The 20,137-nt window shown below is 73.3% G+C and carries 12 protein-coding genes and 2 pseudogenes; 9 read left to right on the top strand and 5 right to left on the bottom strand.

Annotated elements, in window-relative coordinates; translation table 11 throughout:
• Positions 1–45 precede the first annotated feature (45 nt).
• From cobT to ACZ4Z2_RS13475, 3 genes and pseudogenes are all read left to right on the top strand, one after another.
• Complete coding sequence (gene cobT / locus ACZ4Z2_RS13485) at positions 46–1,167, top strand: nicotinate-nucleotide--dimethylbenzimidazole phosphoribosyltransferase (protein ID WP_468075396.1); 1,122 nt, start codon at positions 46–48, stop codon at positions 1,165–1,167.
• Positions 1,168–1,311: 144 nt separating this feature from the next.
• Positions 1,312–1,506: pseudogene (locus ACZ4Z2_RS13480) on the top strand (phosphatidylglycerol lysyltransferase domain-containing protein); the annotation flags it as partial.
• A 24-nt stretch (positions 1,507–1,530) separates the two neighbouring features.
• Complete coding sequence (locus tag ACZ4Z2_RS13475; protein ID WP_468075394.1) at positions 1,531–2,322, top strand: hypothetical protein; 792 nt, start codon at positions 1,531–1,533, stop codon at positions 2,320–2,322.
• Here ACZ4Z2_RS13475 and ACZ4Z2_RS13470 read toward each other — a convergent pair.
• Positions 2,211–2,993 carry a hypothetical protein gene (locus ACZ4Z2_RS13470; protein WP_468075392.1) on the bottom strand — a complete coding sequence of 261 codons (783 nt, stop codon included), beginning with the start codon at positions 2,991–2,993 and terminating at the stop codon, positions 2,211–2,213. The two genes, ACZ4Z2_RS13475 and ACZ4Z2_RS13470, sit on opposite strands and share 112 nt — an antisense overlap.
• Before the next feature lie 84 nt (positions 2,994–3,077).
• Here ACZ4Z2_RS13470 and ACZ4Z2_RS13465 point away from each other — a divergent pair, with 84 nt between their 5' ends.
• Positions 3,078–3,875, top strand: a complete 798-nt coding sequence (locus tag ACZ4Z2_RS13465; RefSeq protein ID WP_468075391.1) for an adenosylcobinamide-GDP ribazoletransferase — start codon at positions 3,078–3,080, stop codon at positions 3,873–3,875.
• A gap of 36 nt (positions 3,876–3,911) precedes the next feature.
• Here the strand turns inward: ACZ4Z2_RS13465 and ACZ4Z2_RS13460 are convergent, their stop codons facing one another.
• The 4 genes and pseudogenes from ACZ4Z2_RS13460 to ACZ4Z2_RS13445 form a co-directional block, all read right to left on the bottom strand.
• A complete protein-coding gene (locus ACZ4Z2_RS13460; RefSeq protein WP_468075389.1) occupies positions 3,912–4,709 on the bottom strand; it encodes an endo alpha-1,4 polygalactosaminidase in 798 nt (265 codons plus the stop codon).
• Complete coding sequence (locus ACZ4Z2_RS13455; RefSeq protein WP_468075505.1) at positions 4,706–5,389, bottom strand: spherulation-specific family 4 protein; 684 nt, start codon at positions 5,387–5,389, stop codon at positions 4,706–4,708. Before ACZ4Z2_RS13455 ends, ACZ4Z2_RS13460 begins: the two co-directional genes overlap by 4 nt.
• A gap of 1,499 nt (positions 5,390–6,888) precedes the next feature.
• Positions 6,889–8,427: a GT4 family glycosyltransferase PelF gene (pelF, locus tag ACZ4Z2_RS13450; RefSeq protein ID WP_468075387.1), complete on the bottom strand. Its 1,539-nt coding sequence runs from the start codon at positions 8,425–8,427 to the stop codon at positions 6,889–6,891.
• A 54-nt stretch (positions 8,428–8,481) separates the two neighbouring features.
• Positions 8,482–10,511: pseudogene (locus tag ACZ4Z2_RS13445) on the bottom strand (hypothetical protein).
• 381 nt (positions 10,512–10,892) lie between these two features.
• On the opposite strand from ACZ4Z2_RS13445, the gene ACZ4Z2_RS13440 reads away from it, so the two are divergent.
• The 5 genes from ACZ4Z2_RS13440 to aceE all read left to right on the top strand — a co-directional run bounded on the left by ACZ4Z2_RS13440 (position 10,893) and on the right by aceE (position 19,991).
• Positions 10,893–12,431: a leucyl aminopeptidase gene (locus tag ACZ4Z2_RS13440; RefSeq protein ID WP_468075385.1), complete on the top strand. Its 1,539-nt coding sequence runs from the start codon at positions 10,893–10,895 to the stop codon at positions 12,429–12,431.
• Between the two features lie 277 nt (positions 12,432–12,708).
• Positions 12,709–14,097 carry a dihydrolipoyl dehydrogenase gene (gene lpdA, locus ACZ4Z2_RS13435; protein ID WP_468075383.1) on the top strand — a complete coding sequence of 463 codons (1,389 nt, stop codon included), beginning with the start codon at positions 12,709–12,711 and terminating at the stop codon, positions 14,095–14,097.
• A gap of 60 nt (positions 14,098–14,157) precedes the next feature.
• Positions 14,158–15,966: a 2-oxoglutarate dehydrogenase, E2 component, dihydrolipoamide succinyltransferase gene (gene sucB, locus ACZ4Z2_RS13430; RefSeq protein ID WP_468075381.1), complete on the top strand. Its 1,809-nt coding sequence runs from the start codon at positions 14,158–14,160 to the stop codon at positions 15,964–15,966.
• Between the two features lie 210 nt (positions 15,967–16,176).
• Positions 16,177–16,818 (top strand): GntR family transcriptional regulator, encoded by a 642-nt coding sequence (locus ACZ4Z2_RS13425; protein ID WP_055717344.1) that lies wholly within the window; start codon positions 16,177–16,179, stop codon positions 16,816–16,818.
• A 470-nt stretch (positions 16,819–17,288) separates the two neighbouring features.
• Positions 17,289–19,991 carry a pyruvate dehydrogenase (acetyl-transferring), homodimeric type gene (gene aceE, locus ACZ4Z2_RS13420; RefSeq protein WP_468075380.1) on the top strand — a complete coding sequence of 901 codons (2,703 nt, stop codon included), beginning with the start codon at positions 17,289–17,291 and terminating at the stop codon, positions 19,989–19,991.
• Positions 19,992–20,137: the final 146 nt, after the last annotated feature.

Here is a 20,137-nt window from a genome sequence, read left to right as displayed (position 1 = left end):
GGTGTGGCGCGGTCGTGTTCGATCGCTGCCGGTACTGTTCGGCGAATGAGCTCGCTTAATCTCGACGACTTCACCGATCTGATCGAGCGCCCCGACGGCGGGGTGCGCCGCGACGCCGAGGCGCGGCGGGAGAGGCAGATCGTGCCGCCCGGGGCGCTGGGCCGGCTGGACGACCTCGGTGAGTGGCTGGCGGCGGCGCAGTCCGCCGTGCCGGTGCGGCCGATCGGCCGGGCCCGAGTGGTGCTGTTCGCGGGTGACCACGGGATCGCCGAACTGGGCGTCTCGGCACGGACCGCGGGCACGGCGGACCAGCTGGTGCGGGGCGTGCTCGACGGAAGCAGCCCGGTGGCGGTGCTGGCCCGGCGGCTCGACGTACCGGTCCGGGTGGTCGACCTGGCGCTGGACTGCGACCCCGGGTCGCTGCCCGAGGAGGTCGTACGGCACCGGGTGCGGCGCGGCTCCGGGCGTATCGACGTCGAGGACGCGCTGACCCTGGAGGAGGCGGAGGCCGCGTTCCGGGCGGGGGTCGCCGTCGCGGACGAGGAGGCCGACTCCGGGACGGATCTGGTCGTGCTCGGGGACATCAGCGTCGGTGGGACCACGGCCGCGGCCGTCCTCGTCGCCGCGCTGTGCGGGACCGACGCGTCGGTGGTGACCGGGCGGGGCGGCCGGGCGATCGACGACCTGGCGTGGATGCGCAAGTGCGCGGCCGTGCGGGACGCCCTGCGGCGGGCCCGGCCGGTGCTCGGGGAGCAGTTGCGGCTGCTGGCGACGGTGGGCGGGGCCGACCTCGCGGCCATGACCGGGTTCCTGCTGCAGAGCGCGGTGCGGAAGATGCCGGTGATCCTGGACGGGGTGGTGTCCGCGGCGTGCGCGCTGGTCGCCCAGCGGGTGGCCTTCCGGGCGCCGGACTGGTGGCTCGCGGGGCAGAGCAGTGGGGAGCCGGCGCAGGCCAAGGCGCTGGACCGGATGGCCATCGAGCCGCTGCTCGACCATGGGGTGAAGGTCGGGGAGGGCGCGGGGGCGCTGCTCGCGCTGCCGCTGGTGCAGGCCGCGGCGGCGCTGGCCGCGGAGCTGCCCGAGCGGGAACCGGCCGAGCCGGAGAAGGCGGCCGACGGCAGCGGGGCCGAGGAGAAGAACCTCGCGGAGGAGTACGACGCGACGTGAGCGGGGCGCGCCCCGCGCCGGGTGGCCGGGGCGGCCCGTGAGGTGGTCATAACGTCCCGGGCGGGGCGGGGTCACCGAGCGCGGGTTCGGCATGGCGCTCGCGGACGAGCGGGGTGAGCCGCGGGCGCCGCCGCCCTTCGTGCGCTGCTCCGGCGGGTCGAGGAGATCGGGATCACGCAGGTCGCACGCAACTTCGCGATGTTCCGTTCGGTCTTCGAACGTGGCGCGCGCCTCGGCGCGGGACCGGTCCTGCGGCCGTGGCGGTCGCTGCGCGGCTTCTTCTCCCGCCGGTGGCGGATCGAGTCGCCGTACCGGGCCGACGCCGGGTACCGGCCCATCGGTGACTGAACAGACGCACGGGACATGGCGACGAGAGCGTACGAAGACAGAGGCACGCGAAGGCAGCGGATCGTCCGGGCGGCCCGAGCCGAGTGGGGGCCGTTGTACGAGGCCGTGCGCCCGGCCCTGGCGCGCCGGCGGCTGCGGGCGGTCCCGCTGACCGTCGCCGCCGTGGGTCTGGCGACCGTCGTCCACTTCGTGCACCACCAGTCCTGGGGGTACGGGTTCATCGAGGACGTGGGCGCCGTACGGGCCGAGGACCCGCTGGGGCCGGCGCTGCTGCGTACCCCGCTCTCCCTGTTCGTGCCGGCACTGGACCTGCCCGTGTGGGGTGCGCTCGCGCAGATCCTGCTCGTGTTCGGGATCGCGGAGATCGCTCTGGGGAAGCGGCGGACGCTGGCCGTGGCCTATCTGGCGACGCTGGCCGGAACGCTGTACGCGCGCGTGGGCATCGCGCTCGGGCCGGACGTCCCCCTCGTGGGTTTGCCCGCCTCGGACGCCCAGGTCGTCGACACCGGGCCGTCGGCGGCCGTGGTGGGGCTCGCCGTGTTCCTCGGATGGCGCTGCCGGGCGTACGTCACGGCGGGCGCGGTCGTCGTGGCGATGGTCGTCGAGGTGCTGGTCAAGGAGAACCTCGCGGGCAAGGAGCACCTGGCGGCGATCGCCGCCGTGCTGGTGCTGTGCGGGCTGTTGTCGGCCGTGCGTCAGCGGCGTTCCGCCCGGTCGGGGGCGGGCGGCGGCGCGGAGGGCAGGTCCGGGGTGCCGCCGATCCAGTCCTCGAGGCGGCGGCTCAGGCCCGACCAGCGGCGGTCGTGACGGTAGGACCGCAGCAGGGCCCTGGCGCGGGCGCGCGGGCGGCGGCGGTAGAAGCGGCGCGCCCAGGCGGAGGCGGGGCGGGCCAGACGGACGGCTCCGACGACGGCGACGACCGGGATGATCACCCCGAAGAGCGCCGTACGGGCCTTTCCCTTGCTGAGGGCGACCAGGGCGATGAGGAAGTTGGTGCCGATGGTGAGCATGGCGGCGCCCCGGTCCTGGAGCTCGTCCTCACTGAGGTCGTTGACGCCGAAGGGCAGGAAGCCGCTGAGGACGAGGCCCACCAGGGCCGCCGTCAGCACCACCATCTCCACGCTCTTGCGGCCCGCCTCCGACCAGTACACGTCGTCGAGGTGCAGGATCAGCGCGAACTCGTCCAGGACCAGCCCGGCCCCCATGCCGAACAGCACGGCGGAGATCATCGCGCCGAAGCCGTGCCCGTCGGAGGCCACCGAGCCGAAGCCTCCGGCGATGGTGAGCAGGACACCGGGGACGACATGGTGGATGTGGACGCCGCCGCTGCCGCTGATGTTGCGGAAGGGCCCCTTGCCGGCCCGGATGAGGCGGGTGATGAGCCGGGTGATCAGGAAGGTCAGGACGAACGCGGTCAGGGCGAGGAGCAGCGGCAGCTTGCCCGGCTCGATGATGTTCCGTTCCCACCAGTGACCCATAAGGGCACTTTATTCACATAAGTCCCGCTTGCCTTGCGCAGAGCTGCCGTTCGGGCCGTTCCGGCCGCCGGGTAGCCTGCGCCGGTGTCCACGACCCCGCCACCCGCGCCCACCCTCTCCGACGGCCTGCGCTTCGCCTTCGGCACCCTGACCGTGCTGCCGGTGCGCGTGCCCCGGTGGGACCGTGAGGCCGCGCGCGCCGGGATGCTGTGCGCACCCGCCGCCGGGCTGGCGGTCGGCCTCGCCGCGGGCGCGCTCGGCGCACTGCTGCTGTTCCTGGGCTCCGGGGCGCTGCTCGCCGCCGTGGCCGGTGTCGCGGTACCGGCCGTCCTCACCCGGGGGCTGCATCTGGACGGGCTCGCGGACACCGCCGACGGGCTGGGCAGCGGCAAGCCCGCCGAGGACGCGCTGCGGATCATGAAGCAGTCGGACATCGGCCCGTTCGGCGTCATCGCCCTCGTCCTCGTCCTGCTCGCCCAGGTCGCCGCGCTCACCGAGGCGTACGGGGAGTCCTGGGTCCTCGGCACGGTCGCGGCCGTCGTCGCGGCGACCGGCGCCCGGCTGGCCCTGTCCCTGGCCGCCCGCACCGGGGTGCCGGCCGCCCGCCCCGAGGGGCTGGGGGCGGCCGTGGCGGGGGTCGTGCCGGTCCGGGGCGCGGTGCTGGTGGCCGCCGCGGTGGGGTGCGCGGCGGCGGGCGCGGGCGCGCTCCTCGGGGCGTACGGCATCGCCCGCGCGGTGCTCGCGGTCGTCCTCGCCTGCGTCGCCGCCGAGTCCCTGCTGCGGCACTGCGTACGGCGGTTCGGCGGGGTGACCGGTGATGTGTTCGGGGGGCTCGCGGAGACGGCGGCGACGGCCGCGCTGGTCGTGTTCACCCTGGGGTGACCCCGGGGGGGCGGCCCCGGCCGGGTGGTCAGGCGGTCAGCAGGGCTTCCGCCACACCCCCAGCTCCCACTTCTTCAGCAGGGAGCTGAGCTCCAGCCGACGGGCCTCGGGACAGAAGTCGCCGGTCTCCATCTCGTACTCGACGTGGAAGACCGCCTTGCCGGCGTCGATGAAGGGGGTGAGGGCGTCGCACTCGTCGTACTGGGCGCACTGCTCGTTGACCGCGAAGTCGAAGTCGTCGACGAGTGCGGGGATCTGGTCGAGGTCGTTCTTCAGGCCCACCGCCAGGCCCCGTTCATGGGCGAGGCGGGCGACGAGCCGGTTGTAGCGGAGCTGGTCGGCGGCTTTCAGGGGGAAGCCGGTCCTGTTGCGGTAGCCGTCCATGTTGTCGGGCTCGACCGCGTCGAAGCCCTTCTCCGCGCACATGTCGATCCGGGCGGCCATCAGCGGTTCCAGGACGTCGACGCGGCGGATGTCGAGCCAGCGCTCCCCCTCCCAGCCGTTTCCCCTGCCCAGGACCGACTCCGGGAACTCGTCGGCGTCGGGACGCCAGTCCTCCCAGGCGCCGGTGGACAGGTAGCAGATGACCTTGCGACCGTCGTCGTGCAGAGCGGCGACGGTGTCCGCGGAGTGGTCGAAGCCGTCGATGTCGTACACGGGGACGTCGACGGAGGTGTCCAGGCGGCCGCTCAGCTGCCACTGCCAGTCCGTGCCCGGCTCCGGCCGCCAGCGGTCGCCCGTCCGGCGGGGGCTCTCGCCCGGCCTGTCGTCGGGGGCGGCGGTGCAGCCCCCGACCAGCAGGAGCAGGGCCAGCAGGGCGGGGGCGCGTCTCATCGGAAGGGCTCCAGGGCGTGGGGCAACGTACCCCAAGGATGATCGCCCACGCCGGGCACCGCGCAGTGCACGGCGGCGCCCCGGGCCCGCGCGAGCTCCTCGACACCGGCGTCCGGGGGCGCCCCGTACACCAGATGGCACACCCGCGCGCCGAGGCCGCCGCCGGCGCCCGGCCAGGGCGGGAGCCGGAGCGTCCGGTACTCCTCCCAGGCGCCCTCGAAGGTGACGACGAGGTCGGCGATCCGGGCGTAGGCGGGGTGTGGCGGGGTGCCGTGGTTGAGGGCGAGGATGGCGCGGCCGGCGCCCCAGACGGCCGCCGCGAGCCGCCGGTAGTAGTCGAACTCGCCCCGCCCGGTGGCCACCTGGTCCAGGAAGGCGCCGTCGGCGCGGTACCAGGCGCGGTGGCGGACCAGGTCGCGCAGGACGTCGGCGACGGGCCGGCGGGCGTAGTCGGTGTCCGCGTAGCCGAGGACCGCCACACCCGCGTCCCGCAGTCGCCCCGCGACCTGGAGGAACGCCGGGTCGGGGGCGTCGCCCGGCCCGCTCGCCGGGTTCAGGACGACGCCGTACAGCCGGGGCGCGGCGGCGACGAGGGCGGCCCACTCGGCGGGGCGGACGGAGGGGTGCTCGTAGTAGGGGACGAGGAGGGAGCGGTTCGGGGGCGGGGCCGGGGGCGTCATCGGTGTGCCGTCGCGCGTCATCGGTGTGCCGTCGCCCTCCCCCAGCAGTCCGCAGACCAGGGCCACCTGGACGCCGGCCGCCGTCCCGTACACCGTCAGGGCCGCCCCGTGCGGGTCCGCGCCGGACACCAGGGCCGCCGTCTGTGCCAGGGCGGCCGCGCAGCACACGGCTGCCGCGCCGGACACCGCGCCGAAGGACTGCAGCAGCAGGCCCGTCCAGAGCAGCACCCCCAGCAGGAGCAGGGCCGTGAGGCGGACGCCGTCCAAGCCGGAGGCGTGCGGCCAGAGCGCGGCCATGACGTGGGCGAGGACGAGCAGGGCGGCCAGGTACCCGGCCAGGCACTGGACGAGGGTCACCGCCAGGGCCCACCGGAACGCGGGCGCCGTACCGCTGGAGCGCAGCCCGGCCAGCCCTCCGCTGCGGAAGCGGTGGAGCAGCCACTCGGCGGGCCCCATGCTCAGCGTGAGGGCCACGGCGGCCGGTGCGGCCACCGCGCCGCGCTCCTGCCCCGCGATCACGTCCCCGAACGCGGCGTGCAGGACGAGGACACCGGTGCCCAGTCCGAAGAGTGCGTACGGCACTGAGGCCGTGAGCCGTGGCGCGGCGGGTGCCCTCCCCGGGGCGCCGGAGGCGGACGTCGCGGGGGATGCGGTGCGCGGGGTCCGGGCGGCGGGCGCCGTCTCGCGCACCGCGAGGAGCACGACGGCGGCCAGGGAGCCCGCCAGCAGCGTGAGCCGCGCCCCGTCGGGCACCGGCCGCACCAGCGCGACCAGCGCGCCCGCCGCCATCGGCAGCAGGCTGTACAGCAGGGCACGTTCACGGCCCAGGACGAGCAGGACGGTGGCGGCGCCCAGGTAGCAGGACTGTCCGGCGGCGAAGGCCACCGCGCCCGTGTCGCCGGGGCCCGCGACGAGGTGGGCGAGCGCCCAGCCGAGCAGCGCGCCCGCCGGGGCCCCGAGCAGCAGGGCGCGCCGGCAGGCCGCGCGGTCGCCCAGGCCCAGCCAGGAGTACGCCCGGTGGGCGAGCCCCTGGTTCCAGGCCCAGCCGCACAGGAGGCCGGCGAGCAGCGGGACGGTACCGGCGGGCAGGCCGAAGCCGTCGCGCGGGCCGGCGAGGAGGGGCGCGCCGAGGACGTGGGCGAGGCCGGGCAGGGCGAACACGACACCGCGCAGGAGGCAGCCGAGCAGACCCACGCGCCAGGGGTCGTGGGCGGTGGCCGCCGGTTCGGGGTGGGTGCGCTCGACCCGTTCGTACAGCTCCTCCGCGAGCGCGAAGGAGTTGCGGCAGCCGTACCGTTCGCGTATCTGGTCGTCCGTCATGCCGTCGGACTCCAGCAGGGCGGCGATCTCGTCGGGGTGGACGGCGGCGGCGATGAAGTCCCGCAGCCGCTCGGCCAGTTGGTCGACGGGGTCGGGGCGGCCCCAGCCGGACGGCCCGCGCCGCTGCCGGGGCAGTGTGCGCTGGTCGTGCCGCTCCCGGGACGTCGACAGGCTTTCGCTCACCGGTCCGCTCCGTCCGTCGCCGCGGTCCGGTACCAGGGGTCGCGCAGTTCGGCGGTCCAGTCGGCGACCGTCTCCGGCGCGGGCTCGTAGACGACCTCGTCCTGGCCCGCCAGTTCCCGGTAGATAGTGCGGAAGGCGTCCACGGAACGGCGGAGCGTGAACCGGTCGATGACCCGCTGCCGGGCCAGGGCACCCAGCCGCCCCCGGCGTTCGTCGTCGCGCAGCAGGGTGAGGGCGGCGGCGGCCATCCGCTCCGGCTCGCGCGGGGGTACGACGAGCCCGGTGTCGCCGACCGCCTCGCGCACGCCGCCGACGTCCGTGGAGACCGTCGTACGGCCGCACGACATGGCCTCGATCAGGGAGAACGGGAAGCCCTCGGAGATGGACGACAGCATCACGACGTGCCCGGCGGCGTACGCGCGCCACACCTCGCTGATCCGGCCCTCGAAGGTGAGCCCGTCGGTGACGCCCAGGTCGGCGGCGAGCTTCTCCAGGTCCGTGCGGTACGCCTCGCCGCCCGGCGGCACCGGTCCGAACAGGCGCAGCCTCGTCCCGGGGAGTTCGGCGCGGACCAGGGCGTACGCGTGCAGCAGCGTTTCCAGGTCCTTGATGGGGTCGACGCGGCCGCACCAGGTGAGGGTGGGGACGTCGGGTTCGGGTCCGGCGTGCGGGAAGGCGGCCGGGTCGACGCCGTTGTAGACCGTGCGGATCTTCTCGGCGTCGGCCCCGCCCCGCTCCTCCCAGCGGCGGTTGTACTGGTTGCAGGGCGTGATGAGGTCGGCCTCGCGGTAGCCGAGGGAGTTCAGCTCGCGGTGGAAGCCGAGCAGGAACGCCTTCACGGGCCAGCGCTGCGCGCCGCCTGTGTGGCCGAGGTAGCGCTCCCGCAGGTAGATGCCGTGCTCGGTGAGAAGGAACGGTACGCCGTCGAGCCGGTGCGCGGCGATCGCCGGCAGCGCCGCCAGCCCGTTGCTGACGGCGTGGGCCACCGAGTCCTCGGGGATCCGGGTGCCCAGGGGCCGCAGGGCGTGTTCCAGCAGGTCGGTGGCGGTGAGCGCGTCGTGCACGGTGGGCCCGGCGGCGGCCGTCGGCAGGTGGGGCGTGCTCCACACGCGCATCAGCGAGCGCAGCGCGGACTCGGTGCGCAGGGCCGCCGACAGGCTTCCCTCGCGGGCGAGGAGGGCGAGGTCGACGAGGGCCTCGCCGAAGGCGCCGCCCGCGTCGACGCCGGCGGCCGGGTCGAGGAAGGAGAGCAGGAGCCGCTCGTAGGAGTCGAGGAACCGCCGGCGGGCCCCGCCCTTCGGGGCGCGCCGGCGGCCGGGGCGCGGGCCCCAGGTCGGTACGGAGGTGTGCCGGTACACGTTCGGCGGCAGGTCCCAGGTCACGGGTTCCCGGCCGGTTCCGGTGAGCGACACGACGTGGAAGCGCACGTCCGGCATGCCCTGGACGAGTTGGTCGCACCAGGTGCTGACCCCGCCGTGGACATGGGGATAGGTGCCTTCGGTGAGCATGGTGACATGACGGCCGGTGCGCATCATGCGGTGTTCCCCCTGTGATGCGGATGTGGTGCCGGGAGCACGCCCCGGCCGCCCCTAGGGCAGGGTGAGGTGGACGGTGGTTCGCAGCGCTTCGGGCGTGGTCCAGGCCGAGCGTGCTCCCGCGTACGGCGTGCCGAACGCGGTGGTGCCGAGCGGGAGTCGCTGCCGGGTGCCCTCCGGCACGGTCAGCGGGATCCGGGTGCCGGACGGGGCGGTCACGGTCACCGCGGAGCCGGTCCGGTACGCCGAGACGGTGCCGTTGGCGAGGGCGGTCTGCCAGGCGGCGCGGCGTTTCAGCTCGGTGCCGGCGGCGCTCTGCCGAGGGCTCTCCAGGGGCGTGTCGGCGGCGAACAGGGCCCGGTAGTCGGCGAGCACCTGGTCGAGGACGGGGTAGAGCAGCCGGTCCTCGGCGAGGTTGGACTGGTGGACGTAGTGCGGGCGCGGGTCGTTGCCGAGGGCGTGCACCAGGGCGGTGCGGGCCTCCTGCGGGGCGATGTGCGTGGTGAAGCCGGTCGCCGGGTCCAGCGGGTCGTCGAGGCAGGTGGACGTCGCGTTGTTCTCGCAGACGCCGCTGCCGCCGTCGGCCGCCGAGGTGTGGACCCAGTTGTACTCGTCGACCATCTCCTCGGCCGTGCCGACGTTGTAGTACAGGTTCATCGGGTGGCGCGGCACGGTGAGCGCGGCCCCGGCCGGACGCTGGGCGGGCTCGCGGGAGTTGTCGGAGGCGATCCACATGACACCGTTGTCGGAGAGCGCGCCCGCGAGGTTCGGGTTGTCGGCGGGCTGCTGCGGGAGCGTCCTGAGCCCGGAGTGCTCGCCGGTCACCAGCTCGGCGCGGTCGACCGGCAGCCCGCGGGCGAGCGCCCACTGGTGGTTGTCGCGGATCTGCGCGGAGATCGCGGCGCGGCCGAGGTACTTGGTGGAGCCGTCGGCGTTCCTGGCGCAGCTCCAGGGCACGGTGGAGGTGTCCTGGACGCAGCCGAGGTACCGGTGCGTGTAGGTGTGGTTGATCCAGCGGTACGCGTCGCGGTCGGCGATCAGCCGGTCGGCGAGCGGGTCGGTGCCGCCGTTGGCCTCCTTCCACTCCTCGCCGCTGCCGCCGTTGTAGACCAGGTCGAGGGTGAAGCCGCTGGAGCGCTGCCACTGCTTGGCGTACTCGGCGTCGGCGGCGGTCATCCGGATCGGCTCGGTCCGCCGCCCTCCCCGCCGCAGCCGAAGCTGCCGGGGGTGCAGTCGTGCTCGGTGTCCCAGCGGCTGTCGGGGGCGAACACGTCGTCGACGTGGACGGCGAGGTAGTTGCGGCTGAGCCCCAGGTGGACGCCCTTCGTCAGCCATTCGACGATGCCCCGGGCGAGGACCCGGAACTGCCGCTGGTACTGGTTGTAGGCGAAGGTGACGACCAGTTCGCGGCGCCCCTCGTGCGCGTACTCGCCGACCAGGCTGCCGCGGCCGGTGCCGCCGGGCACGGCGATGTCGAGGTAGCTGGTGTAGCCCTCGCGGGGCCGGGCGACGAACCCGTAGGACTCCTGGTGGGCGGCCGAGTTGTCCTCGAAGGCGACCGGTCCGTCCAGGTAGCCGAAGAACCCCGCCCTCCCCGCGCCGGTGACCTCGGCCGTCCGCCCGTCGAGGGCGCCCGCCCAGCCGCCCTCGCCGGTGTAGTCGAGCCCGACGCCGGGGTGCGCCCAGGTGTAGGCGTCCACCTGCGGGATGCCGTACGTCCGCTCGTACGCCTCCAGGGCGGTCTGCTCGGCCGAGCCCGCGCCGAACGGGGCCTCGTTCGGCAGCACCACGCCCTGGTACTTGGCGCGGGGGACACCGCCCACGGTGTCGCTGAGGAACGCGGTGTCGATCCTCGGGCGGTTGGCGTCGGTGAGGTCGACGCGGGTGAACGGGATCCCCGTGTTCCGCAGTTCGGCGGTGATCGCCCGGACCGGGCTGTCGCCGTTGTCCAGGACCAGGACCCGCAGGTCGACGCGCGGTTCGGCCGCCGCCGACGCCTCGGGCGCCCCCAGTCCCGACGCCAGCAGTCCCGCGGCCGCCGCGACGGCGGCGGCACCTCTCCATCCGTACGTGCTGCGCGCCATGCACGCTCCTCCCCCTGGAAAATGGTGCGAACCGATGAGCTGATCACTTGTCGGACCTCGACGAGTGTGACCCAGGTCATGGCAGACGAGGGCGAGTTCGTGATCATGACGCCACGGAGAGGTGAACGTCCGCAGGAGTGAGCGAAATCGGAGCCGGACCACAAGGGTTCCCCCTATGGCGAAGTCATGGGGATCTCCCTGCATGGGCCGGGCGGAAAGTCAGGGAGGCTGGTGACAGCGAACGCCGTCCGGACGGCCGCGCAGAACCGGCCCCCGCGCCCCAGATCCGACGGGCCGAACAAGGGCCTAGGCTCGTGCCCGGCACGTCGACCCCATCCGTTCGGCCACCCAAAACTCAATCGGAAGCGAGATTTCACCACCGTGACTGCTCTCACTCTCAGCACCGCCGCCGCGTCCGGCCTCCGCGCCGACGCGATCGTGGTCGGTGTCGCGAAGGGCGCCAAGGGCCCGGTCGTTGCCCCGGGTGCCGAGACCGTGGACAAGGCGTACGACGGCAGGCTGGCCGGCGTCCTGGAGACCCTCGGCGCCTCCGGCGCCGAGGGCGAGGTGACGAAGCTGCCCGCCCCGTCCGGCTTCAAGGCGCCGCTCGTGGTGGCGGTGGGCCTGGGTGCGGAGCCCGACAAGGACGGCTCGTTCGGCGCGGAGACGCTGCGCCGGGCGGCCGGTGCCGCGGCCCGCGCCCTGGCCGGTTCGAAGAAGGCCGCGTTCGCGCTGCCCCTCGCCGACACCGACGCCGTGGGCGCCGTCGCCGAGGGCGCGCTCCTCGGCGCGTACTCCTTCGACACCTACAAGGAGAACGGCCGCCAGGCCAAGGACGCCGCCAAGGCGAAGAACGGCAAGGCGCCGCTCGCCGAGGTGGCCCTGCTCGGCGCCAAGCCGCGCGACCGCGCCCACAAGGCCGCCGCCGACCGCGCGATCGCGGTCTCCGAGGAGCTGAACCGCGCCCGCGACCTGATCAACACCCCGCCGAACGACCTCGACCCGGCGGCGTTCGCCGCGATCGCGCAGGGCGCGGCCAAGGAACACGGCATCAAGGTGACCGTGCTCGACGAGAAGGCCCTCGCCAAGGGCGGCTACGGCGGCATCCTCGGCGTCGGAGCGGGCTCCGCGGCCGCGCCGCGGCTGGTGCAGCTGACCTACACCCACGCGAAGGCCACCAAGCACCTGGCGTTCGTCGGCAAGGGCATCACCTACGACTCGGGCGGCATCTCCCTCAAGCCCGCCGGGCACAACGAGACGATGAAGTGCGACATGAGCGGTGCCGCCGCCGTGTTCGCCGCGGTCGTCGCCGCCGCGCGCCTCGGTCTCGAGGTCAACGTCACCGGCTGGCTGGCCCTCGCCGAGAACATGCCGTCCGGCACCGCCACCCGCCCGGGTGACGTGCTGCGCATGTACAGCGGCAAGACGGTGGAGGTGCTGAACACCGACGCCGAGGGCCGGCTGGTGCTGGCCGACGCGCTCGCCAAGGCGTCGGAGGACGCGCCGGACGCGATCGTCGACGTGGCGACGCTGACCGGCGCGATGATGCTGGCGCTGGGCAACCGGACGTTCGGCATCATGGCCAACGACGACGCGTTCCGCTCCGCGGTGCACGAGGCGGCGGAGGAGGTCGGCGAGGCGGCGTGGCCGATGCCGCTCCCGGACCACCTGCGCAAGGGCATGGACTCCCCCACCGCCGACATCGCGAACATGGGCGAGCGGTACGGCGGCGGGCTCGTCGCCGGCCTGTTCCTGAAGGAGTTCGTGGGCGAGGGCATCACGTGGGCGCACCTCGACATCGCGGGTCCGGCGTTCAACGAGGGCGGCCCCTTCGGGTACACCCCGAAGGGCGGCACGGGGTCCGCGGTGCGGACGCTGGTGCGGCTGGCCGAGCGGGCCGCCGCGGGTGACCTGGGCTGACGTCCGCCACCGAAGGACATCCGAGGGGCGCGGGCGTCCGCGGGCCGGCTGTGGCCGGTCGCGCGGTCGCCCGCGCCCCTTCGGCGCTCGGCCCCGTCACTGTGAGCGTGTGGTGTCTCACACCCCGGCCCGGCGTCTCGTTCCCTCCCGACAAGTGCGAAGATGGGGCTCGGCAGGACAGGGCCCCCACCACAGGGCCGAAGAAGAGCGGCCGGACACCAGCCGCCGCCCGGTCACTGGAGACCGGCGTACGGCGCACATGCATGGAGGACGTGACGTGGCGAACGACGCCAGCACCGTTTTCGACCTAGTGATCCTCGGCGGTGGTAGCGGTGGTTACGCCGCGGCCCTGCGCGGGGCGCAGCTGGGCCTGGACGTCGCCCTGATCGAGAAGGACAAGGTCGGCGGCACCTGCCTGCACCGGGGCTGCATCCCCACCAAGGCCCTGCTGCACGCGGGCGAGATCGCCGACCAGGCCCGCGAGAGCGAGCTGTTCGGTGTGAAGGCCACCTTCGAGGGCATCGACGTACCGGCCGTCCACAAGTACAAGGACGGCGTCATCTCCGGCCTGTACAAGGGCCTTCAGGGGCTGATCGCCTCCCGCAAGGTCACGTACATCGAGGGCGAGGGCCGGCTGTCCTCCCCCACCTCCGTCGACGTGGGCGGCCAGCGCGTCCAGGGCCGCCACGTCCTGCTGGCGACCGGCTCCGTGCCGAAGTCGCTGCCGGGCCTGGAGATCGACGGCGACCGCATCATCTCCTCGGACCACGCCCTCGTCCTGGACCGCGTTCCGAAGTCGGCGATCGTCCTCGGCGGCGGTGTCATCGGCGTCGAGTTCGCCTCCGCCTGGAAGTCCTTCGGTACGGACGTCACGGTCATCGAGGGCCTGAAGCACCTCGTCCCCGTCGAGGACGAGAACTCCTCCAAGCTTCTTGAGCGCGCGTTCCGCAAGCGCGGCATCAAGTTCAACCTGGGCACCTTCTTCTCGAAGGCCGAGTACACCCAGGACGGTGTCAAGGTCACCCTCGCCGACGGCAAGGAGTTCGAGGCCGAGCTGCTGCTCGTCGCCGTCGGCCGCGGTCCAGTCTCGCAGGGCCTGGGCTACGAGGAGGCCGGGGTCGCCATGGACCGCGGCTACGTCCTCGTCGACGAGTACATGCGGACCAACGTCCCGACCATCTCCGCCGTCGGTGACCTGGTCCCGACGCTCCAGCTCGCGCACGTCGGCTTCGCCGAGGGCATGCTGGTGGCGGAGCGTCTGGCCGGTCTCAAGGTCGTCCCGATCGACTACGACGGTGTCCCCCGTGTGACGTACTGCCACCCGGAGGTCGCCTCCGTGGGCATCACCGAGGCCAAGGCCAAGGAGATCTACGGCGCGGACAAGGTCGTCGCTCTGAAGTACAACCTCGCGGGCAACGGCAGGAGCAAGATCCTCAACACCTCGGGCGAGATCAAGCTCGTCCAGGTCAAGGACGGTGCCGTGGTCGGCGTCCACATGGTGGGCGACCGCATGGGTGAGCAGGTCGGCGAGGCCCAGCTGATCTACAACTGGGAGGCGCTGCCCGCCGAGGTCGCGCAGCTCATCCACGCCCACCCGACGCAGAACGAGGCGATGGGCGAGGCCCACCTGGCCCTGGCCGGCAAGCCGCTGCACTCGCACGACTGACCCTCGGTCGACGAAGCGACGATCCAGACTTCCGCAATTCGTTAAGGAGCAACAGAAACCATGGCGGTTTCCGTAACCCTTCCGGCGCTCGGCGAGAGCGTCACCGAGGGCACCGTCACCCGCTGGCTGAAGGCCGAGGGTGAGCGTGTCGAGGCCGACGAGCCGCTGCTCGAGGTCTCGACCGACAAGGTCGACACCGAGATCCCCTCCCCCGCCGCCGGTGTCCTCGCGTCCATCAAGGTCGCCGAGGACGAGACGGTCGAGGTCGGCGCCGAGCTGGCCGTGATCGACGACGGCACGGGCGCGCCCGCCGCCGCCCCCGCCCCGGCCGCCGAGGAGGCCCCGGCCCCGGCTCCTGCCCCCGAGCCCGCCGCAGCCGCGCCCTCCACCGAGCAGGCCGCCCCCGCCCCGGCCCCTACCGCCGAGGCCGCCGCCGGCGGCGGCTCCGCCGAGGGCACCGACGTGGTCCTGCCCGCGCTCGGCGAGTCGGTCACCGAGGGCACCGTCACCCGCTGGCTCAAGGAGGTCGGCGACAGCGTCGAGGCCGACGAGCCGCTGCTCGAGGTCTCCACGGACAAGGTCGACACCGAGATCCCGGCGCCCACCTCCGGTGTGCTGCTGGAGATCGTGGTCGGCGAGGACGAGACCGCCGAGGTCGGCGCCAAGCTGGCCGTCATCGGCGCTCCCGGTGCCGCACCGGCCGCCGCTCCGGCCCCGGCCGCCCCGGCTCCGGCCCCCGCCGCCGAGGCCCCGGCGCCGGCTGCCCCCGCGCCCGCCCCCGCCGCTCCGGCTCCGGCCCCCGCGCCGGCCGCCCCCGCGGCTCCGGCCCCGGCGCCCGCCGCCGCTGCCCCGGCCCCGGCTGCCCCCGCGCCCGCCCCGGTGACCCCGGCTCCGGCCGCCGCCGCGCCGGCTGCCGCGAAGGCGACCGACGAGGGTGCGTACGTGACCCCGCTGGTCCGCAAGCTCGCCGCGGAGAACGGTGTCGACCTGGCGTCCGTCAAGGGCACCGGTGTCGGCGGCCGGATCCGCAAGCAGGACGTCATCGCCGCCGCCGAGGCCGCGAAGGCCGCTGCCGCCGCCCCGGCCCCGGCCGCCGCGGCTCCGGCCGCCGCCGCGTCGAAGAAGGCCCCCGCGCTGGAGGCCTCCCCGCTCCGCGGCCAGACCATCAAGATGCCGCGCATCCGCAAGGTCATCGGCGACAACATGGTCAAGGCGCTGCACGAGCAGGCGCAGCTGTCCTCGGTCGTCGAGGTCGACGTGACCCGTCTGATGAAGCTGCGCGCCAAGGCGAAGGACTCCTTCGCGGCCCGCGAGGGCGTGAAGCTCTCCCCGATGCCGTTCTTCGTGAAGGCGGCGGCCCAGGCGCTGAAGGCCCACCCGGCCATCAACGCCCGGATCAACGAGGCCGAGGGCACCATCACGTACTTCGACACGGAGAACGTCGGCATCGCCGTGGACTCCGAGAAGGGCCTGATGACCCCGGTCATCAAGAACGCGGGCGACCTCAACATCGCCGGCATCGCCAAGGCCACCGCCGACCTGGCGGGCAAGGTCCGGGCCAACAAGATCACTCCGGACGAGCTGTCCGGGGCGACCTTCACCATCTCCAACACCGGCTCGCGCGGCGCGCTCTTCGACACGATCATCGTGCCGCCGAACCAGGTCGCGATCCTCGGCATCGGCGCCACGGTCAAGCGCCCCGCCGTGATCGAGACGGAGGAGGGCACGGTCATCGGCGTCCGCGACATGACCTACCTGACCCTCTCCTACGACCACCGCCTGGTCGACGGCGCCGACGCGGCCCGTTACCTGACGGCGGTCAAGGCGATCCTGGAGGCGGGCGAGTTCGAGGTCGAGCTCGGCCTGTAAGGGTCCGCCCCGAGGGGCAACCACCGCGGTACGACGGTGCCCGTCCGGAACCTCCGGGCGGGCACCGCTCTTTCGGCCCGCCACGGGAGCGTGTAAGTCTCGTCTCACCTGCGAGAAAGCGCCCCCGCGCGCCCCTCACGGGCGGCGTCGCGGCTTTATTGTCTATGGGTCAACGCCCTTGGGGCTCAGTCCCCCGCCGAAGGAGCCCGCATGACCACCGCGCCCGTCGTCCACTCGCTGCGCGAACAGATCCGCGAGCACATCGTGGAGGGGATCGTGAGCGGGCGCTGGAAGCCGGGTGAGCGGATCGTGGAGCGGCGGATCGCGACGGAGCTGGAGGTCAGCCAGACGCCGGTGCGGGAGGCGCTGCGCGAGCTGGAGTCGCTGCGGCTGATCGAGTCCGCGCCGAACAAGGGCGTCCGGGTGCGGAACCTCACGGCGGCCGATCTGGAGGAGAGTTACCCGGTCAGGGCCGGTCTGGAGGCCATCGCGGCGGAGCTGGCGGCCGAGCGGCTGGCGGAGGACTGCTCGGCGCTCGAGCCGCATGTCGCCGCGCTGTACGAGGCGGACCGTAACTCCGACGGCACGTCCCAGGTACGGCACACCGTCGCCTTCCACCGCGAACTGGTCCGGGCCGCCGGTAACTCCGTCCTGCTGCACACCTGGGAGGGGCTCGGCATCGAGGTCTTCACCGCCCTCTCCATCCGCTGGCTCGGCACGGTCCAGCAGTCCTACGCGGAGGAGCACGAGGAGCTGGTCGCCGCGTTCCGCCGCCGGGATCCGCGGATCGCGGACCTGGTCAAGGCCCACGTCCTGGGCTGCGCCCCGCACACGGACGACGAGCCGGCGTAGCTCGCCCTCGACTGCGGGTCGGTGGGGGCTTGTCGCGCAGTTCCCCGCGCCCCTGAAGGCTTGGGCCTGCGGCACGCCTTCACCGGGTGGCGCCGTTGAGAAGCACGGGGCGCAGCCCCGGACGCTTTTCAGAGGCGCGGGGAACTGCGCGAGAAACCCCCACCCACCCGCACCCGCCCAACGCACCCCACCCCCCCCCGATCTATTGGGCGCACCCCCGCTCAAACGCCGCCCCACCTGCGAAAACCCCGGACCAGAGCGGCACCCGGTGTCTCCACCGAAGGCACCCCGTGCCGACTTTCTCGTGATCAAGAGGTTTTGCCCCTCAACCCTTTGATCGATCATCGATCAGCGGGTTACAGTCGCCGACGGGCTTCCACCGAGGCCCCAGCCCTGTCCTGCCAAAGACCAAGGGCACCCCCGAACCCTTACCGATGAGGGAACCCCCTTCGACTGAGGAAGGCGGCGCAATGACCGACCCCAACGCCATCCAGCCGAGCGCGCTCGACCAGCTCCCCGACCGGGATCCGGAGGAGACCGCCGAATGGCAGGCCTCGCTGGACGCCGTCACCAAGGCGGCCGGCCCGCACCGTGCCGCGTACCTGATGCGCCGCACCCTGGAGCGTGCCGAGGGCAACGGCATCGCGCTGCCCAAGCTGCTCGAGACGGACTACGTCAACACCATCCCCACCGCCGCCGAGCCGGGCGTGCCCGGTGACGAGGAGATGGAGCGCCGTATCACCGCGTGGAACCGCTGGAACGCGGCCGCGATGGTGACCCGCGGCTCCAAGTACGGCGTGGGCGGCCACATCGCCACCTTCGCCTCCGCGGCCTGGCTCTACGAGACGGGCTTCAACCACTTCTTCAAGGGCAAGGAAGCCGACGGTTCCGGCGACCAGCTCTACATCCAGGGCCACGCCTCCCCCGGCATCTACGCCCGCGCCTTCCTCGACGGCCGGCTGAACGAGGCCCACCTCGACAACTTCCGCCGCGAGTCCGCCGGCAACGGCCTCCCGTCGTACCCGCACCCGCGGCGGCTGCCCTGGCTGTGGGAGTTCCCGACCGTGAGCATGGGCCTCGGCCCGCTCTCCGCCATCTACCAGGCGCGCTTCAACCGCTATCTCACCAACCGCGGCATCAAGGACGTCTCGGCGTCCCACGTCTGGGCGTTCCTCGGCGACGGCGAGATGGACGAGCCCGAGTCGACGGCGGCACTGGCGCTCGCCTCCCGCGAGGGCCTCGACAACCTGACCTTCGTCATCAACTGCAACCTGCAGCGTCTCGACGGTCCGGTCCGCGCCAACTTCAAGATCGTGCAGGAGCTGGAGGCCCAGTTCCGCGGCGCCGGCTGGAACGTCGTCAAGACCCTGTGGGGCACGGCCTGGGACGAGCTGTTCGCCCTCGACACCACCGGCGCGCTCGTCCGCCGGCTGCGCGAGGTACCGGACGCCCAGGTCCAGACGTACCAGACCCGCGACGCCGCCTACATCCGCCAGGACTTCTTCGGCAAGGACCCGGCGCTCGTCGAGATGGCGAAGCTGCTGAGCGACGACAAGATCCTGGAGTGCTTCCACCTCTCCCGCGGTGGTCACGAGGCGCGCAAGGTGTACGCCGCGTACAAGGCCGCCGTCGAGTTCAAGGGCGCGCCGACCGTGATCCTGGCCCAGACCGTCAAGGGCCACACCCTGGGCGAGGGCTTCGCGTCGAAGAACGCCAACCACCAGATGAAGAAGCTCTCGGTGGACGAGTTCAAGACGATGCGCGACCTGCTCGACCTGCCGATCAAGGACGGCGACTTCGTCGACGGCGTCGTGCCCTACGGCCACCCGGGCGCCGACTCCGCAGAGGTCCGCTACCTCCAGGAGCGCCGCGCGGCCCTCGGCGGCCCCGCCCCGGCCCGCCGCGTCCACCCGGTGGCACCGCTGCCGGCCCCGGCCGAGAAGGCGTTCGCCTCCTTCGACAAGGGCTCCGGCTCCCAGAACGTGGCCACCACCATGGCCTTCGTCCGCCTGATCAAGGACCTGGTCCGCGACAAGGAGACGGGCAGGCGCTGGGTGCCGATCGTCCCCGACGAGGCGCGCACCTTCGGTATGGAGTCGCTGTTCCCGTCCCTCGGGATCTACTCCCCCAAGGGCCAGACGTACGAGCCGGTCGACCGCGACCAGCTGATGTACTACAAGGAGGCCGAGAACGGCCAGATCCTCAACGAGGGGATCACCGAGGCCGGTTCGATGGCCGACTTCATCGCCGCGTCGACCGCGTACTCCACGCACGGCGAAGCGATGATCCCGTTCTACATCTTCTACTCGATGTTCGGCTGGCAGCGCACGGCCGACCAGATGTGGCAGCTCGGCGACCAGCTCGGCCGCGGCTTCCTCATCGGCGCGACCGCCGGCCGTACGACGCTGACGGGCGAAGGCCTCCAGCACGCCGACGGTCACTCCCCGGTCATCGCGGCGACCAACCCGGCCGCCCTCACCTACGACCCGGCGTTCGCGTACGAGGTCGCGGCGATCGTGAAGGACGGTCTGCGCCGGATGTACGGCGAGGCCGCGCCCGGTGAGGACCCGAACGTCTTCTACTACCTGACCGTCTACAACGAGCCGCTCCCGCAGCCCGCGAAGCCGGCCGGTCTCGGTATCGACGAGGGCATCGTCAAGGGCCTGTACCGCTTCAACACGGCCGAGTCCGCGGGCGTGACCGTCCCGGCGAACGCCCCGCGCATCCAGCTGCTGGGTTCCGGCACGGCCATCCACTGGGCACTGGAGGCGCAGAAGCTCCTCGCCGAGGAGTGGGGCGTGGCCGCCGACGTCTGGTCGGCGACGTCCTGGAGCGAGCTGCGCAGGGACGCCCTGGACGCCGACGCGGCGCTGCTGCGCGGCGAGGAGCGCGTCCCGTACGTCCGCCAGGCGCTCCAGGGCGCCGAGGGCCCGGTTCTGGCGGTCTCCGACTACATGCGCCAGGTCCCCGACCAGATCGCCCAGTGGGTCGAGCAGGACTACTCCTCCCTCGGCGCCGACGGCTTCGGCCTCTCCGACACCCGCGAGGCGGCCCGCCGGCACTTCGGTGTCGACGCGCAGTCCATCGTCGTGGCGGCGCTCGCGCAGCTGGCGAAGCGGGGCGAGACGAAGGCGGCGGCGGTGAAGGAGGCCCGCGAGAAGTACGGGCTGTAGGGTGCCGGGCGCCTTCTGAGCCGGGGGGCGCGGGTCGGTCGGCGAGTGCGGGTGGTGCGTGGTTTCTCGCGCAGTTCCCCGCGCCCCTGAAGGGATGGGCCTGCGGCCCACCCTTCATACGAAAAGCACGGGCGCAGCCCGGACGC

It is taken from the genome of Streptomyces sp. NPDC030183 (genome assembly GCF_055573455.1).
Note: the sequence above shows the minus strand (reverse complement) of the source record. Positions and strands in the feature narration are given on the sequence as shown.

Coding starts and splice junctions, on each gene's coding strand:
- ACZ4Z2_RS13460 (WP_468075389.1), bottom strand. CDS start 4,709: ATGAGACGCGCCCCCGCCCTGCTGGCCCTGCTCCTGCTGGTCGGGGGC.
- sucB (WP_468075381.1), top strand. CDS start 14,158: ATGGCGGTTTCCGTAACCCTTCCGGCGCTCGGCGAGAGCGTCACCGAG.
- cobT (WP_468075396.1), top strand. CDS start 46: ATGAGCTCGCTTAATCTCGACGACTTCACCGATCTGATCGAGCGCCCC.
- ACZ4Z2_RS13470 (WP_468075392.1), bottom strand. CDS start 2,993: ATGGGTCACTGGTGGGAACGGAACATCATCGAGCCGGGCAAGCTGCCG.
- aceE (WP_468075380.1), top strand. CDS start 17,289: ATGACCGACCCCAACGCCATCCAGCCGAGCGCGCTCGACCAGCTCCCC.
- ACZ4Z2_RS13475 (WP_468075394.1), top strand. CDS start 1,531: ATGGCGACGAGAGCGTACGAAGACAGAGGCACGCGAAGGCAGCGGATC.
- ACZ4Z2_RS13455 (WP_468075505.1), bottom strand. CDS start 5,389: ATGACGCCCCCGGCCCCGCCCCCGAACCGCTCCCTCCTCGTCCCCTAC.
- ACZ4Z2_RS13425 (WP_055717344.1), top strand. CDS start 16,177: ATGACCACCGCGCCCGTCGTCCACTCGCTGCGCGAACAGATCCGCGAG.
- pelF (WP_468075387.1), bottom strand. CDS start 8,427: ATGATGCGCACCGGCCGTCATGTCACCATGCTCACCGAAGGCACCTAT.